Here is a 13,383-nt window from a genome sequence, read left to right on the forward strand (position 1 = left end):
AGGAGCCTTCAAAACCCCTATTTGACGATCTTTTTCTTCTTCACCGGCTTGATGCCGGGTTTTGCAACCGCCTCGAGCTGCCGCGAGGGCTTGGCCGAGGAACGGAAGAGAGCCAACGTGCCTGTCCAGAGCAGGCGCGCGGGTGTTTCGGTGTGATTGGACCAGGAATGGGGTCGGTTGCCGCGAAAGTGCAGGCTGTCGCCGGCATTCATGATCATCTCGTCGCCATCGAGGCGCTGGGTGATGGCGCCTTCAAGCACGTAGAGGATTTCCTCCCCCTCATGTGCGACCGTCTCGGACTGGTAGCCCGGCGGCACGATCATGATGAAGCTCGAGAGCGTATTGCCGGGGAAGTCGGTGCCCAGTCGCTCATAGACGATGGAGGAACCATCGAGCGAAAAGCGGTTGCGTTCGCCGGCGCGGGTCAGCGCCGTCTTGGCCGTGGGGGCGGAAACAAAATAGTCGATACCGACACCCAGGGCCCGGGCAATCTGCGCCAGTGTACCCAGCGAAGGGGTGGCGTGGTCGCGCTCGACCTGGCTGAGATAGCCAACCGAAACATCGGCCGACTTGCCCAGCGCTTCAAGCGTCATATGCTGCTGGCGGCGACGGGCACGGATGAGCGCACCCACTTTGGGATGTCCCTCACTCTCGGTTCTGTCCTCGGCTGCATTGGTCATCAGTCCACCAAAATTTTTTTGATATAAGCAAAGTTTTCTGTATGGTGAAAGCGAAATGTGAAGGTGTTCACGATCTGCAGAAGATTCATTCTGCGGGCGTAACGCCTTGTTTTCTCAAGAGGATGTTCGCTTGAGTTTGGATCCGCAAATCACCATTGCCGAGGGTAGCGCATTTGCCACCCGCCGTCGCTGGAGCCGTCGTCTGGTCGCCATTGGCGGCTTTATCGCGACGGTTTTCCTCACCTTTCTGGGCCTGTTGGCCATCACCTTCTTTATCGGCCGGGTGATCCCGATCGATCCGGTGCTGGCGGTGGTGGGTGACCGGGCGAGCAATGAGGTCTATGCCGCAGCGCGCACGGCCATGGGGCTGGACCAGCCGCTGGTGATCCAGTTCTTCCACTATGTGGTCAATGTGTTCTCGGGCGATCTGGGCCAATCGGTCAGCACCGGGCGCAGCGTGGTCGAGGATCTGAGCCGGTTCTTCCCGGCAACGCTGGAAATGGCCACTATCGGCATCATGATCGGCGTGCTGGTCGGTGTGCCGCTGGGCGTTATCGCGGCGAGTCGTCAGGGCTCGATCATCGACCAGATCATTCGCGTGGTGGGCCTGCTGGGCTATTCCATGCCCGCCTTCTGGCTGGGGCTGGTGGGCCTCGCGCTGTTTTATGCGCGACTGCGCTGGGTTGGCGGGCCGGGCCGGCTCGACATTTTCTATGACGGACTGGTCAGCCCGGTAACCGGCCTGTTGCTGGTGGACAGCCTGCTGGCTGGCGAGATCGATATCTTCTGGAACGCCATTACCCATCTGATTTTGCCCGCATCGGTGCTGGGCTTTTTCAGCCTGGCCTATATTGCCCGCATGACGCGCAGCTTCATGCTGGACCAGCTCAGCCAGGAATTTGTGACCACCGCACGGGTCAAGGGTGTGCCTGAGCGCGTGGTGATCTGGCGCCATGCGTTCAATCCGATCCGCGTACCGCTGATTACCGTGATCGGGCTGAGCTATGCCGGGCTGCTGGAGGGCTCAGTGATGATCGAGACCGTGTTTTCGTGGCCGGGGATCGGCAATTACCTGACCACGGCGCTGCTCAATGCCGACATGAATGCCGTGCTCGGCTCGACGCTGGTGATCGGCGCGGTGTTCATCTTCATCAACAAGATTTCGGACGTGCTGTATCGCGTCCTCGACCCGAGGGCCCGCTGATGACCACCAGAGACTGGCTGCTCGAAGACTCCCCGACCTCGCGGCTGCAGGCCAACGCGGGACGGGCCTATCGGGTGTTTACCGCGCTGTTGCGCAATCCGCTGTCGGTGCTGGGCGGGATCATCATCATGGTGCTGATCTTCACGGCAATCTTTGCACCGTGGCTGGCGCCCTATTCTGCCATTGGGCAGGATCTGGGAAACCGGCTGCAGCCCCCTCCTCCGTGCATCTGATGGGTACCGATGAGCTGGGTCGCGATATCTTTTCACGGGTGATCTGGGGCAGCCAGATCACGCTGACAATCGTCGGACTGGTGGCGCTGATCTCGGCACCGCTGGGGCTGCTGGTGGGTGCTGTGGCGGGCTATTTCGGCGGCTGGACCGACCGGCTGCTGATGGGGTTCACCGATATCTTTTTGTCGATGCCCAAGCTGATCCTGGCGCTGGCCTTTGTGGCAGCGCTTGGACCGGGCATCAACAATGCCATTATCGCCATCGCCATTACCGCGTGGCCTGCCTATGCGCGTATCGCCCGGGCTGAGACACTGACCATCCGCAATTCGGAATTCATCGCGGCGGTGCAGCTGCAGGGCGCCTCACCCATGCGGGTGATCGTGCAGCATGTGCTTCCGTTGTGCACGAGCTCGATGATCATCCGGGTGACGCTGGACATGGCCGGGGTGATTTTGACTGCTGCCGGGCTTGGGTTTATCGGGCTGGGCGCACAGCCACCGCTGCCCGAATGGGGCGCGATGATCTCGCGCGGGCGCACCTTCATTCTCGATCAGTGGTGGGTAGCGACCATGCCGGGCTTTGCCATCATCATTGTCAGCCTGGGCTTCTGCTTCCTCGGCGACGGGTTGCGTGACGTGCTCGATCCCAAGAATGAGGGCAAGTGATGGCGCCGATGCTGAGCGTTGAAAATCTGCGGGTAAGCTTTCCCACCCATCGCGGCCGGGTCGAAGTGGTCAAGGGCATTTCGTTTGAGCTGGGCCGCGAGCGGCTGGGCATTGTTGGCGAAAGCGGCTCGGGCAAGTCGATGACCGGGCGTGCGATCCTCAAACTGATCCGCAAGCCGGGGCTGGTGACGGCTGACCGACTGGAATTTGACGGGATCGACATTCGCACCCAGAGCGAAAAGCAGATGCGGTCCATTCGCGGCGCGCGCATTTCGATGGTGATGCAGGACCCAAAATTCTCGCTGAACCCGGTGATGACGGTGGGCGAGCAGATCGCCGAAGCGCTGGTGACGCATGAGAAACTGAGCCGGCGCGAAGTCGATGAGCGCATTCTGGCCATGCTCGAGGCGGTGCGGATCAATGATCCCAAGCGCGTGGCGGGGCTGTATCCGCATGAGGTTTCGGGCGGCATGGGGCAGCGGGTGATGATCGCCATGATGCTGATCCCTGAGCCCGAACTGCTGATTGCCGATGAGCCGACCTCGGCGCTCGATGTGAGTGTTCAGGCGCAGGTGCTTGATATCATTGACGACCTTGTGACGCGTAAAGGGATGGGCCTGATCCTGATCAGCCACGACCTCAATCTGGTCAGCCGCTATTGCGACCGCATTCTGGTGATGAATGCGGGCACGGTCGTGGAGGAATGTGCGGCAGGGCAGCTCGATCAGGCGCAGCATCCCTATACCCGCGGCCTGCTGGCAGCGATGCCGACAATCAATGAGAACCGTGACGAGCTACCGGTGCTCGACCGCAGCCAATGGGCGGGCACATGAGCGCGATCAGACTGGACAATCTCGATATTTCCTACGGCGACACCAAGGTGGTGCATGGGGTGAGCCTGGACATTGCCGAGGGCGAGAGCTTCGCGCTGGTGGGTGAGAGCGGCTCGGGCAAGTCGACCATTTTGCGGGCTATTGCCGGGCTGGCATCCGAGTGGACCGGCCAGATCGAGGTGTTGGATGCCCCGCGCAGCCACGGCGTGGATCGCACTGTGGCGCGGCAGGTGCAGATGGTGTTTCAGGACCCCTATGGCTCGCTGCATCCGCGCAAAACCATTGACGCCACGCTGAGCGAGCCACTGACCATTCACGGCATTGGCGATCGCGATGCGCGGGTGGAACAGGTACTTACCCAGGTGGGGCTGGACCGGCGCTTCCGGTTCCGCTTTCCGCACCAGCTCTCGGGCGGGCAGCGGCAGCGCGTGGCGATTGCCCGGGCGCTGATGCTGGAGCCCAAGGTGCTGCTGCTGGACGAGCCCACCTCGGCGCTGGATGTGTCCGTACAGGCAGAAATTCTCAACCTGCTCAAGCGATTGCGGGCCGAACAGGGCCTGACCTATCTGGTGGTGACTCATAATCTGCCGGTGGTGAGTTTTCTGTGCGACCGCCTGGCGGTGATGCGGCATGGCCGGATCGTCGAGGTGGCCGATGTGGCCCAGCTCAAGCACGGCGCGCTGGTGGAGCCCTATTCGCTGGAATTGCTGGCGGCGACAGAGGGGCGCGTGACCGCCTGACGACACCCGCCTCCCCCGCCCCCAGCAATATGCGCGACGTGCGGGGCACGAATTTTACGACCCAAGGACGATATTGATGACTGACTATTCTGCTGCCATTGCCACGTTTGATGCGGCGATTTCCGAAGCCAAGGGTGCCGAGGCTGCTTTCAAGGCGCTGCAGAGGCTGACCGAGGCCACTGTGGGCACCAAGCTGTTCACCTTCATGACCGTGGACATGACCGCCGAGCTGGCGCGTCGTGCCTATACCAGCGATCCGACGAACTATCCCGGCTCCGGCACCAAGCCGATCCGTTATGACAGCTGGTTCGACATCGTGCACAAGCAGCGGCAGTATTTCGTCGCCAATACCATTGCCGACATCGCCAAGGTATTCCCCGACTATGAGCTGATCGACTCGCTGGGCTGCCAAAGCGTGGTCAATATGCCAGTCGTGATCGGCGGCGAACTGATTGGCACGGTCAACATGTTGCACGAAGACGGCTATTACACCCCTGAGCGCGTACAGCTGATCCACGACGTGCTCGCCGTGCCCGCCAAGCTGGCAGCACTGGTCGCTGCCCGATAGGTCTTGCTGCATCTGGAATGAACAAGCCCGCGGCACATGCTGCGGGCTGTTTTGTTTGTGCTCGGCTCTACTGCAGAGATGCCTTGGCTTCCTGCCGCTCCAGCCAGTTTAGTATGGTCTGGTTGGTTTCCTGCGGCTTTTCCTGCTGGATCCAATGGCCGCAATCGAGATTGACGACCTCCACATTGGGCACGAAGTCCGACAAGTTTTCCGACTTCGCGACCGGATCCTGATCGCCATAGATCATCAGCGCGGGTTGCTGGATGATCGGGTTCGCATCGGCCAAGAGGTGCCAGTTGCGATCAAGGTTTCGGTACCAGTTGATACTGCCCGTGAACCCTGACGCTTCAAAGGCGGACACAAACACGGCCAGTTCGCTATCGCTCATGACCGGTTCGCCGGGGGGCGTTTCCTGTCGGGCGAGATTGATTATCATCATGCCGGGTTCTGGCGCCATGGGCGGCTGGTTCTTGCGGTAGAGATTGCGCAGGAACCGGGAGGTGTTCTGGTCGAGTACGGCGTCAGCAACGCCTGGCTGCCGGTTGAAATGAACGAAATAGAAATCGCCGCCAAAGATGGTTTCCATCATCTCGACCCAGGGCTTTTCCCAACGTTCCTGATAGGGGACGCTGAGGTTTATCAACCGCTTCACTCGGCCCGGATGCAACAAGGCTAGCCCCCAGACGACCATTGAACCCCAGTCATGACCGACAAAGGTGGCATCCTGATATCGGTAGTGATCGAGAAGCCCGACGAGATCACCGGTCAGGTGTTCGATGTCATAGTCGGTGACGGCGCCTGGACGCGATGAGTTGCCGTAGCCGCGCTGATTGGGGACGATGACATGGTAGCCAGCCGCGACGAGGGCGGGCACCTGATGCCGCCAGGAAAATGCATGCTCTGGCCAGCCGTGACACAGCACTATCGGTCGGCCCGCATTTTCGCGCCCTGCTTCAAAGACTTCGAGCTCAACACCGTTGACCGAAATCAGGGTGGGCGTGGGGAACTGGCTCTGACTAATCATTGTGCGCCTCCCTGCCCTTTGCGGGATTGGTCAGAGGTCGCGTTGTGCCCGAGATGATGCTTGCTGCAGAGGGCTATGGATGTGCGCTGCAATTTCAAATTCTCCTTGCTGAGGTGTACAGCGCCTGCCTAAAATCCAATGGTGCCAAATTCTGGCACCATTGAAGCGTAACCTGGCGATATGAACTTACGTCACCGATTAGACGCCATCGTGCGCAGCCTTCGCCGCAACGGAACCTCGACAATCGCCGAACTGGCGGCGCAGGTCGGCGCATCCAGACGCACGGTTTTGCGCGATATCAGCGCACTGCGTGATGAGGGCTTCGTCATCCATTCCGAACCCGGTCGTGGGGGCGGCCTGCAACTTGATGCGCAATCGGTTCAGACCACAGCCCGCCTGTCGGTGGCCGAGGTCTTTGCGTTGCTCATCAGCGTTGCGTCAATGCGGGCCGCTGGTGGCCTGCCGTTTCTGGGGCTGGCAGATGCCGGGCTCGCCAAGCTCGAGAAGGCCCTGCCCCCCGACAAGGTGCGCGACCTGCGGCGGTTTCTTGATTGCCTGTATGTCGGGCCCCTCTCGCCACAGGTGAACATTTCGGATCTGGGCGAGATCGACCCGGACCTGTTGCCTGCATTCGAGACTGCATTTCTGGAACAGCTACACCTGCGGTTTCAGTACCGCGATGCGAAAGGGGCGATCACCAGCCGGCGGGTCGAGCCGCAAGCCATGCTGATCCTGCCACCCCTTTGGTATCTGGTGGCGTGGGATCCCGTGCGGGATGACTTCCGGCATTTCCGCATGGACCGGATCAGCAGCCCGGAAGTTGTCGCGGAGACATCTTTCCGGCGCCGATTTGTGCCCTTTGACGATGGCGTGTCTCCCGTCCGCGGTCAGCCGCGCCAAGCCTGACTGGGCGCGCAAGAAGACGGGGCAGCACCGGACGCGCGTCTTGTAGCTGGTTCCACTGCCACCAGTTCCGCTCGAGTTCGGGGCGCAACTGGCGGTCGATCAGCCCGGCGTCGTAGGCGGATGCATGACGCGGGTCATCCTTGGCGACAATTTCAATGACCATGGTGCCGCCGGCCTTGGTGATCGTATCAATCTGGGGCGCCTCGTATTTGGTCGATGTGCCACCGAACCAGCCGTCACTCGTGGCCGCGCTGCCGCCGGAGCTCTTGAATGCCGAGGACGTTGCGATGTCTTCGCCCAAAATCACGAAGCGATCGCGTCCGCTGGCAAGTGTCAGTTCTGATGCGCGCAACAGCGCGAAATTCTGCACCATTTCGCGCGTGGTGTTTTCATTGCCCCGAACGTTGATGCGATGGACAAACTCGGAGACGCGCAGATCGGTGTAGCCGCCATCGCCACTCATGGGGCCATATGTTGTCGCGCAAGCGCTGGTGGCCAGGGCGACCAGAAAAACGGCGACTGCCTTAGAAACTGGAAAATACACGTGCTGCTCCAAACTGGTGGCTTCGCTGCTCGAAACCGACCGGCATGTTTAGGGCATCGTGCGTTTGGCAGTAGTCAGGATTTTTCCGATAGACATTCCGTGATTAGCCAAAGTGCGCGCAGAGCCAGTGCGGCTCGCACGGGATCAGTAGTCACGGCCCCTTTCGGCGCTGGTGGGCTCAATAAGGTGTTCCAGATCGGTCCGAAGTACCGCAACGATACCGGCTGCGCGATAGTCGATTTCGGCATTGCCTTGGATGCTTGCTGACAGGACGCGCTCGATCATGCGCGATCCAAAGCCGCGCCGCGTGGGACTGGCGACGGGTGGCCCGCCGCTCTCGGTCCAGACCAACTCGAACTTGCCGCCATCAATTGTCCAGTTGATGGTGACATCACCGGTATCGCTGGACAGTGCGCCGTACTTAACCGCATTGGTCGCCAGCTCATGCATGGCAAGCGCAATGGCTGTTGCCGCACGCGAGGAGACTTCGACTTCGTCACCGCCCGCATGGATGCGCGTGGACCCACCACTATCGAAAGGCGCGGTGGCTGAGGCGACGATGTCGGCGAGGCGCGCCTGTGCCCAACCGCGATCGGTCAGCACATCGTGCGCGCCGGCGAGTGCCTGGAGGCGCTGCGTGATGGTGCTGGCTACGTCGGGGGAGACATCGGCACTGCGCAGGGACTGTCCGACAATGGACTGAACGGTGGCCAAGGTGTTCTTTACGCGGTGGCTCATTTCCTTGGTGAGCAGGTCTCGGTGGTTTTCCGCCTGCTTTCTGGCTGTAATGTCCTGCGACACGCCAGCCATCGAGATGGGTTTACCGTCAGCATCAAAGCGAGGTCTGCGCGCGAACCTCGATCCAGCGCAGTTCGCCAGACGGGGTACGAATTCGGTAATCGACTTCCAGATCACCACTGCCTGCCAGAGCCTGCTGGAAGGCATGGCGCCAGTGTTCGATGTCTTCGAGCAGAATGGCCGCCAGCAGGTCCTGATAGGTGAAGGTGTCCGAGGCCTCGCGGCCGAAATTGGCCTTGCATGGACCTGACGCGACGAGCCTCTGCTCGCTTAGATCAAGGGTCCAGGCCCCCAGTCGGCCGGCTGCAAGCGTGGATCTCAACCGGTCCTCGGACGCGGTCAGATCGCTTACGCGGCGCGATACCTCGCCCTCCAGAGCGTCGCGGTCCTGGGCGACACGGACCAGCCTCTCACGCTCTGGCGTGATGTCGAACTGCGATGCGAAATAGAAACTGAGTTCGCCTTCATTGAAGACGGGCGATACCAGCAGCCGGTTCCAGAAGGTGGTGCCGTCCTTGCGGTAGTTCAGCAGATCCAGCTCAATGGGCACACGACGCGCGATTGCCTCACGCATCCGCGTGACGTCCTGTGCATTGGTGCCTGCCCCCTGCAGAAACCGGCAATTGCGCCCCAGTGTTTCCTCGCGTGAGTAGCCCGTCAGTCTGGCGAAGGCGTCATTCACGAACACGATCGGGTTGTCTGGCTGGCGCGGATCGGTGATCAGCATGGGCATGCGCGTGGCGCGCACGGCAGCGGCGAACGGGTCCGTTCCACCGCGACCCTCGCGCTGAATTTCGAACTCAATCCGCCGCTCTTCATTGGTGTTGGTCATGGAATTCCCCTTGTCTGCAGCAGGGAAATCCCAGCATCGCCAAATCAACCAACGCATTTGATATGCGCCGAGTTCATCCTCGTCATATCAAAAAAGTCGTCAAGGCGCCGCTATGGGGCTGGCACCCCCAGATTTTGCCAATAAAAGAGGGGCTCGCGCACTGAAGTGCTTCCACGCGCCGCCGCCAAAATGTGAGGACGCGGCCTGACAATCGTCATGCGCACCCCTCCCTTTCAGGGAGCGGTGCGCTCGAGTTGAGGTCAGCCTGCCTGGGACATGAGTGAGGCATTGCCGCCAGCGGCCGTGGTGTCGATACACACATGGCGTTCGAGCAGCAGGCGGCTGGCATCGTCAGGAGAAGTCAGCAGCGGAATGAGGGCGCCCTCGCGTTCGCTCAGTGCGATGCGAATACGGCCCAGATCGGGGTCCTCAGCGAAATAGGCGACGGCATCGAAGCTGTCGCTGTCACGCAGGCCTTCAAGATCAAGCTCGGCCAGAAGGGCAGTATTGCCCAGGCTGGCGCAGATGACGGCCTGGGCCTGCTGATCGGCCGGAGTGGGGCCCAGGCAAAGCACGCGACCGCGCGGAGCCAGAATGCATGATGTTGCTCTCTCCGGTCGGGCCCGGCAGCACCACGGGGGCGCTATCGGTGGGGCCCGGCGCCGTGGTGAAGCGCTGCACATAGTGCGGCCCGCCCGCCTTGGGCCCGGTGCCCGAGAGCCCTTCGCCACCGAAAGGCTGGGAGCCAACCACGGCACCGATCTGATTGCGGTTGATATAGATATTGCCGGCCCGGACGGCACGGGACACGGCCGTGACGCGCGAGGAGATGCGGGTGTGCATACCGAAGGTCAGGCCATAGCCCGAGGCGTTGATGTCGGCGATGACTGCATCGATCTGGTCTGCCTTGAAGGTGGCGATATGCAGCACCGGCCCGAAGATTTCTTCGGCGATCTCAGCAATGCCGTTCACCTTGAGCACGGCAGGCGCGACATAGGTGCCGCCGACCGGTGCCTTCAAGTGATGAATCAACTTGCCCGCCTTGGTGTAAGTGTCGATGTGCGCTTGAATTTTTGCCCGAGCGGGCTCGTCGATGACGGGACCTATATCGTTGGCAAGCGTCCAGGGATCGCCCAGCGTCAGCTCGTCCATGGCGCCCTTGAGCATCTCGATGGTGCGTTCGGCAGCATCTTCCTGCAGGTAGAGAATGCGCAGCGCCGAACAGCGCTGGCCGGCCGACTGGAAGGCCGATGCGATGATGTCGCGCACGGCCTGTTCGGGCAGTGCCGTGGAGTCGACGATCATGGCATTAAGGCCACCCGTTTCCGCCACAAGCGGCGCGGTGGCAGGCAGATGGGTCGCCATGGCCCGATCAATACGGCGCGCGGTGGGCAGCGAGCCGGTAAAGACCACGCCGGCAATGGCCGGGTTGGAGGTGAGTGCGGTGCCCACCTCACCCGCACCGGGAAGCAATTGCAGCGCATCGGCCGGAATGCCGGCCTCATGCAGCAGCTGGACCGCGCGGAAGGCGATTAGCGGGGTTTGCAGGGCGGGCTTGGCCAGCACAGGATTGCCGGCAACCAAAGCAGCTGCGATCTGGCCGGTGAAAATGGCCAACGGGAAGTTCCAGGGCGAGATGGCGGCAATGGGGCCGCGGGCGCTGGCCAGCGGCAGCAGTTCGGCCTGTTCGGCATAGTAACGCAGGAAGTCGACGGCTTCGCGCACCTCGGCAATCGCGTCGGCCCAGGACTTGCCGGCCTCGCGGGCCAGCAGGGCGAACAATTCGGCGCTGTGGGTTTCGTAGAGGTCAGCCGCGGTGCGCAGGGCGGCAGTGCGGATGCCCACAGGGGTCTGGGACCAGTTGGCGGCGACTGCAGCATCGATGGCGGCGGCGACGTCATCGGTGGTGGCATCGGTGACGCTGCCGATGGTGTCGGTGTGTCTGGCCGGGTTGATCATGTTCACAGGCGTCCCGGCCTCTTTGCGCAGGGGCGCGGTCAGCGGGGTCGCGTGCCATTTGGTGGTCGCGAAGGCATCGCGGGCGGTCTGCATGGCCGGGAAGGCGACGGGGTCGGTCAGATCAAGGCCAGCCGAATTGACGCGCTCGCCAAAAATGGCCGATGGCGCGGGAATGACGGGGTTGGGGATGGCATCGCCCAGCGCCAGTGTCTTGGCAATGGGGTCTTCGGCAACGGCGGCGGCCGGAATGTCCTCATCGGCAATCTGATAGACAAAAGAGCCATTGGCCCCGTTTTCAAGCAGGCGGCGAACCAGATAGGCCAGCAAATCCTTGTGGGCACCGACGGGGGCATAGATGCGGGTGCGGGTGCCCGCAGTGGTGCGCAGCACATCCTGCAGCCGTTCCCCCATGCCATGCAGACGCTGGAATTCGAAGGTATCGGTGCCCTGCCCGATTTCCTCGGCCAGATGCAGCACGGCGGCAGCGGTATGGGCGTTGTGGGTGGCGAACTGGGGATAGATATTCTTGGCGGCAAACAGTTTGCGCGCTGCGGCGATATAGCTGATGTCGGTTGAGGCCTTGCGGGTAAAGACCGGGTAGTCGGGCAGACCCTGGACCTGGGCGCGCTTGATCTCGGCGTCCCAATAGGCGCCCTTGACCAGTCGCACCATGATGCGGCGATCAAGCGCCCTGGCGGTGGCATCGAGCCAGTCGATCAGCGGCAGGACGCGCTTGCCATAGGCCTGCACAACCACACCAAAGCCATCCCAGCCCGCCAGTTCGGGTGTAGCGAGGACTTCAGCAATGATGTCGAGCGACAGATCGAGCCGGTCGGCTTCTTCGGCATCGATGTTGAAACCGATATTGGCGTTCCTGGCGGCAACAGCCAATTTACGAGTCAGATCAACCAGTTCGGTCATGACGCGGTCGCGTTGCGCGAACTCATAGCGCGGGTGCAGCGCCGAAAGCTTGACCGATATGCCGGGATTGTCGCGCACGCCGCCGGGTTTGGCATTGGGCGCCAGGCGGGCGATGGCATTGGCATAGGCGTCGAAATAGCGAGCGGCATCGGCGCTGGTGCGGGCGGCTTCGCCCAGCATGTCATAGGAATAGGTGTAGCCGTTGGATTCCTGCTTTTTGGCGCGGGTGACGGCTTCCTCAATGCTGCGGCCGAACACGAACTGGCTGCCGAGCAGGCGCATGGCCTGCCCCACTGCGGTGCGGATTACCGGCTCGCCCAGACGCGCCACGGCGCGGTGGAATGCCGACCGGGGCGCCACTTCCGGATCGCCCAGCACCTCGGCAGTGAGGCTGAGCGCCAGCGAGGAGAAATTGACCAGATGATTGGAGGAAGCGCCGAAATGCCCGGTCCAGTTGGAGCCACCGACCTTGTCGTGGATCAGTTCATCAACGGTTTCGGAATCGGGGACGCGCAGGAGCGCTTCGGCCAGCGACATCAGCGCCACGCCCTCATCGGTGGCCAGGCCATATTCGGAGAGGAAGGATTCCATCAGGCCCAGGCGATTGCCCTTGCGCACCGTGGTGACCAGTTTTTCGGCGCGGGTCGAAATGGCGGCGCGGGCCGCATCATCAAGCCGGGTGTCAGCGATAAGCTGGCGGACCAGCAGCGTTTCATCGGCAAGATTGAGCGCGCGCAGCGACTGGCGGGCAACGGCGATGGCCGCAATGGGGCTGGACTGGGTCATGCTGATGTCTCCGCAGTGAAGCGCGGCGAGCATGTCTCAGATGGATCGCGGCCTGCGCCGGGATGACACGGTGATAGATGCAAAAGCCCGCTGATTATGAGACCGAGAGTGACACAACTCGATCAGGCCTTTCGCCTATTTGCATAGCCGGAGGGGCAGCGCTGATGTAAAGTGCCGTCGATCAGCAGGACAATCGCCCATGAAAACTGTGACCTACGAGACTCTGGACCAGATCGACCGCCATATCCTGGATATTCTGGCGCAAGACGGCCGGATCAGTGTTGCCGAGTTGAGCCGTCGGGTGAATTTGAGCAAGACGCCCTGTCAGGCGCGGATCACCCGGCTGGAGAAGGCGGGCTATATTCTGGGCTATCGCGCGGTGATCGATCCGCGACGGCTGGGACTGCCGCATGTGGCGTTTGTCGAGGTGAAACTGAGCGACACGCGCAAGGCAGCGCTGAATGCCTTCAACAAGGCGGTGCGGGCAATTCCCGAGGTGGAACAAGCCCATATGATCGCTTCGAGCTTTGACTACCTGCTCAAGGTGCGCACCAAGGATATTGCCGGCTATCGCGAGGTGCTGGGCGAACGCATTTCGGCGCTGCCACATGTGGCCCATACCAGCACGCATGTGTCGATGGAGGCGGTGAAGGGGGACGAGGAGTAGTCGCTCCTCACGCGGCAGGCTCT

Annotated in this window: 11 protein-coding genes and 2 pseudogenes; 7 read left to right on the plus strand and 6 right to left on the minus strand. The window is 61.8% G+C overall.

Translation table 11 applies throughout. The features are described from left to right. Window positions 1–17 precede the first annotated feature (17 nt). Complete coding sequence (locus tag AC0L37_RS11860; protein ID WP_212658515.1) at window positions 18–680, minus strand: helix-turn-helix domain-containing protein; 663 nt, start codon at window positions 678–680, stop codon at window positions 18–20. A 202-nt stretch (window positions 681–882) separates the two neighbouring features. Here AC0L37_RS11860 and AC0L37_RS11865 point away from each other — a divergent pair, with 202 nt between their 5' ends. From AC0L37_RS11865 to AC0L37_RS11885, 5 genes and pseudogenes are all read left to right on the plus strand, one after another. Beyond that, window positions 883–1,884 carry an ABC transporter permease gene (locus AC0L37_RS11865; protein WP_282222982.1) on the plus strand — a complete coding sequence of 334 codons (1,002 nt, stop codon included), beginning with the start codon at window positions 883–885 and terminating at the stop codon, window positions 1,882–1,884. Next, window positions 1,884–2,782 (plus strand): annotated as a pseudogene (locus AC0L37_RS11870) (ABC transporter permease). The gene AC0L37_RS11865 and the pseudogene AC0L37_RS11870 overlap by 1 nt, the downstream one beginning before the upstream one ends. Next, entirely contained in the window at window positions 2,782–3,615 is an 834-nt protein-coding gene (locus AC0L37_RS11875; RefSeq protein ID WP_269368406.1) for an ABC transporter ATP-binding protein, read from the plus strand. Before AC0L37_RS11870 ends, AC0L37_RS11875 begins: the two are co-directional and overlap by 1 nt. Further along, on the plus strand, window positions 3,612–4,355 hold the full coding sequence (locus AC0L37_RS11880) for an ABC transporter ATP-binding protein (RefSeq protein ID WP_282221036.1): 744 nt from the start codon (window positions 3,612–3,614) through the stop codon (window positions 4,353–4,355). Before AC0L37_RS11875 ends, AC0L37_RS11880 begins: the two co-directional genes overlap by 4 nt. A 76-nt stretch (window positions 4,356–4,431) precedes the next feature. Beyond that, window positions 4,432–4,923, plus strand: a complete 492-nt coding sequence (locus tag AC0L37_RS11885; protein ID WP_282221035.1) for a GAF domain-containing protein — start codon at window positions 4,432–4,434, stop codon at window positions 4,921–4,923. Window positions 4,924–4,990: 67 nt separating this feature from the next. On the opposite strand, the gene AC0L37_RS11890 is transcribed toward AC0L37_RS11885, so the two are convergent. Continuing rightward, window positions 4,991–5,947 (minus strand): alpha/beta fold hydrolase, encoded by a 957-nt coding sequence (locus AC0L37_RS11890; RefSeq protein ID WP_282221034.1) that lies wholly within the window; start codon window positions 5,945–5,947, stop codon window positions 4,991–4,993. Between the two features lie 210 nt (window positions 5,948–6,157). On the opposite strand from AC0L37_RS11890, the gene AC0L37_RS11895 reads away from it, so the two are divergent. Continuing rightward, window positions 6,158–6,853: a helix-turn-helix transcriptional regulator gene (locus AC0L37_RS11895; RefSeq protein WP_473312969.1), complete on the plus strand. Its 696-nt coding sequence runs from the start codon at window positions 6,158–6,160 to the stop codon at window positions 6,851–6,853. On the opposite strand, the gene AC0L37_RS11900 is transcribed toward AC0L37_RS11895, so the two are convergent. The 4 genes and pseudogenes from AC0L37_RS11900 to putA form a co-directional block, all read right to left on the minus strand. After that, on the minus strand, window positions 6,753–7,397 hold the full coding sequence (locus AC0L37_RS11900) for a CC0125/CC1285 family lipoprotein (RefSeq protein ID WP_473312971.1): 645 nt from the start codon (window positions 7,395–7,397) through the stop codon (window positions 6,753–6,755). The genes AC0L37_RS11895 and AC0L37_RS11900 overlap by 101 nt on opposite strands. Before the next feature lie 144 nt (window positions 7,398–7,541). Continuing rightward, window positions 7,542–8,198 (minus strand): sensor histidine kinase, encoded by a 657-nt coding sequence (locus AC0L37_RS11905; protein WP_348984694.1) that lies wholly within the window; start codon window positions 8,196–8,198, stop codon window positions 7,542–7,544. A 31-nt stretch (window positions 8,199–8,229) separates the two neighbouring features. After that, on the minus strand, window positions 8,230–9,027 hold the full coding sequence (locus tag AC0L37_RS11910; RefSeq protein WP_473312974.1) for a PAS domain-containing protein: 798 nt from the start codon (window positions 9,025–9,027) through the stop codon (window positions 8,230–8,232). A 260-nt stretch (window positions 9,028–9,287) separates the two neighbouring features. Continuing rightward, window positions 9,288–12,693 (minus strand): annotated as a pseudogene (putA, locus tag AC0L37_RS11915) (bifunctional proline dehydrogenase/L-glutamate gamma-semialdehyde dehydrogenase PutA). A gap of 199 nt (window positions 12,694–12,892) precedes the next feature. On the opposite strand from putA, the gene AC0L37_RS11920 reads away from it, so the two are divergent. Then, entirely contained in the window at window positions 12,893–13,360 is a 468-nt protein-coding gene (locus AC0L37_RS11920) for an Lrp/AsnC family transcriptional regulator (protein WP_212658525.1), read from the plus strand. Window positions 13,361–13,383: the final 23 nt, after the last annotated feature.

It is taken from the genome of Devosia sp. J2-20 (assembly GCF_055808475.1).

Bases quoted from the DNA above. Each gene is read 5' to 3' on its own strand.
- AC0L37_RS11860 (WP_212658515.1), bottom strand. From the start codon at position 680: ATGACCAATGCAGCCGAGGACAGAACCGAGAGTGAGGGACATCCCAAA.
- AC0L37_RS11875 (WP_269368406.1), top strand. From the start codon at position 2,782: ATGGCGCCGATGCTGAGCGTTGAAAATCTGCGGGTAAGCTTTCCCACC.
- AC0L37_RS11880 (WP_282221036.1), top strand. From the start codon at position 3,612: ATGAGCGCGATCAGACTGGACAATCTCGATATTTCCTACGGCGACACC.
- AC0L37_RS11885 (WP_282221035.1), top strand. From the start codon at position 4,432: ATGACTGACTATTCTGCTGCCATTGCCACGTTTGATGCGGCGATTTCC.
- AC0L37_RS11890 (WP_282221034.1), bottom strand. From the start codon at position 5,947: ATGATTAGTCAGAGCCAGTTCCCCACGCCCACCCTGATTTCGGTCAAC.
- AC0L37_RS11910 (WP_473312974.1), bottom strand. From the start codon at position 9,027: ATGACCAACACCAATGAAGAGCGGCGGATTGAGTTCGAAATTCAGCGC.
- AC0L37_RS11920 (WP_212658525.1), top strand. From the start codon at position 12,893: ATGAAAACTGTGACCTACGAGACTCTGGACCAGATCGACCGCCATATC.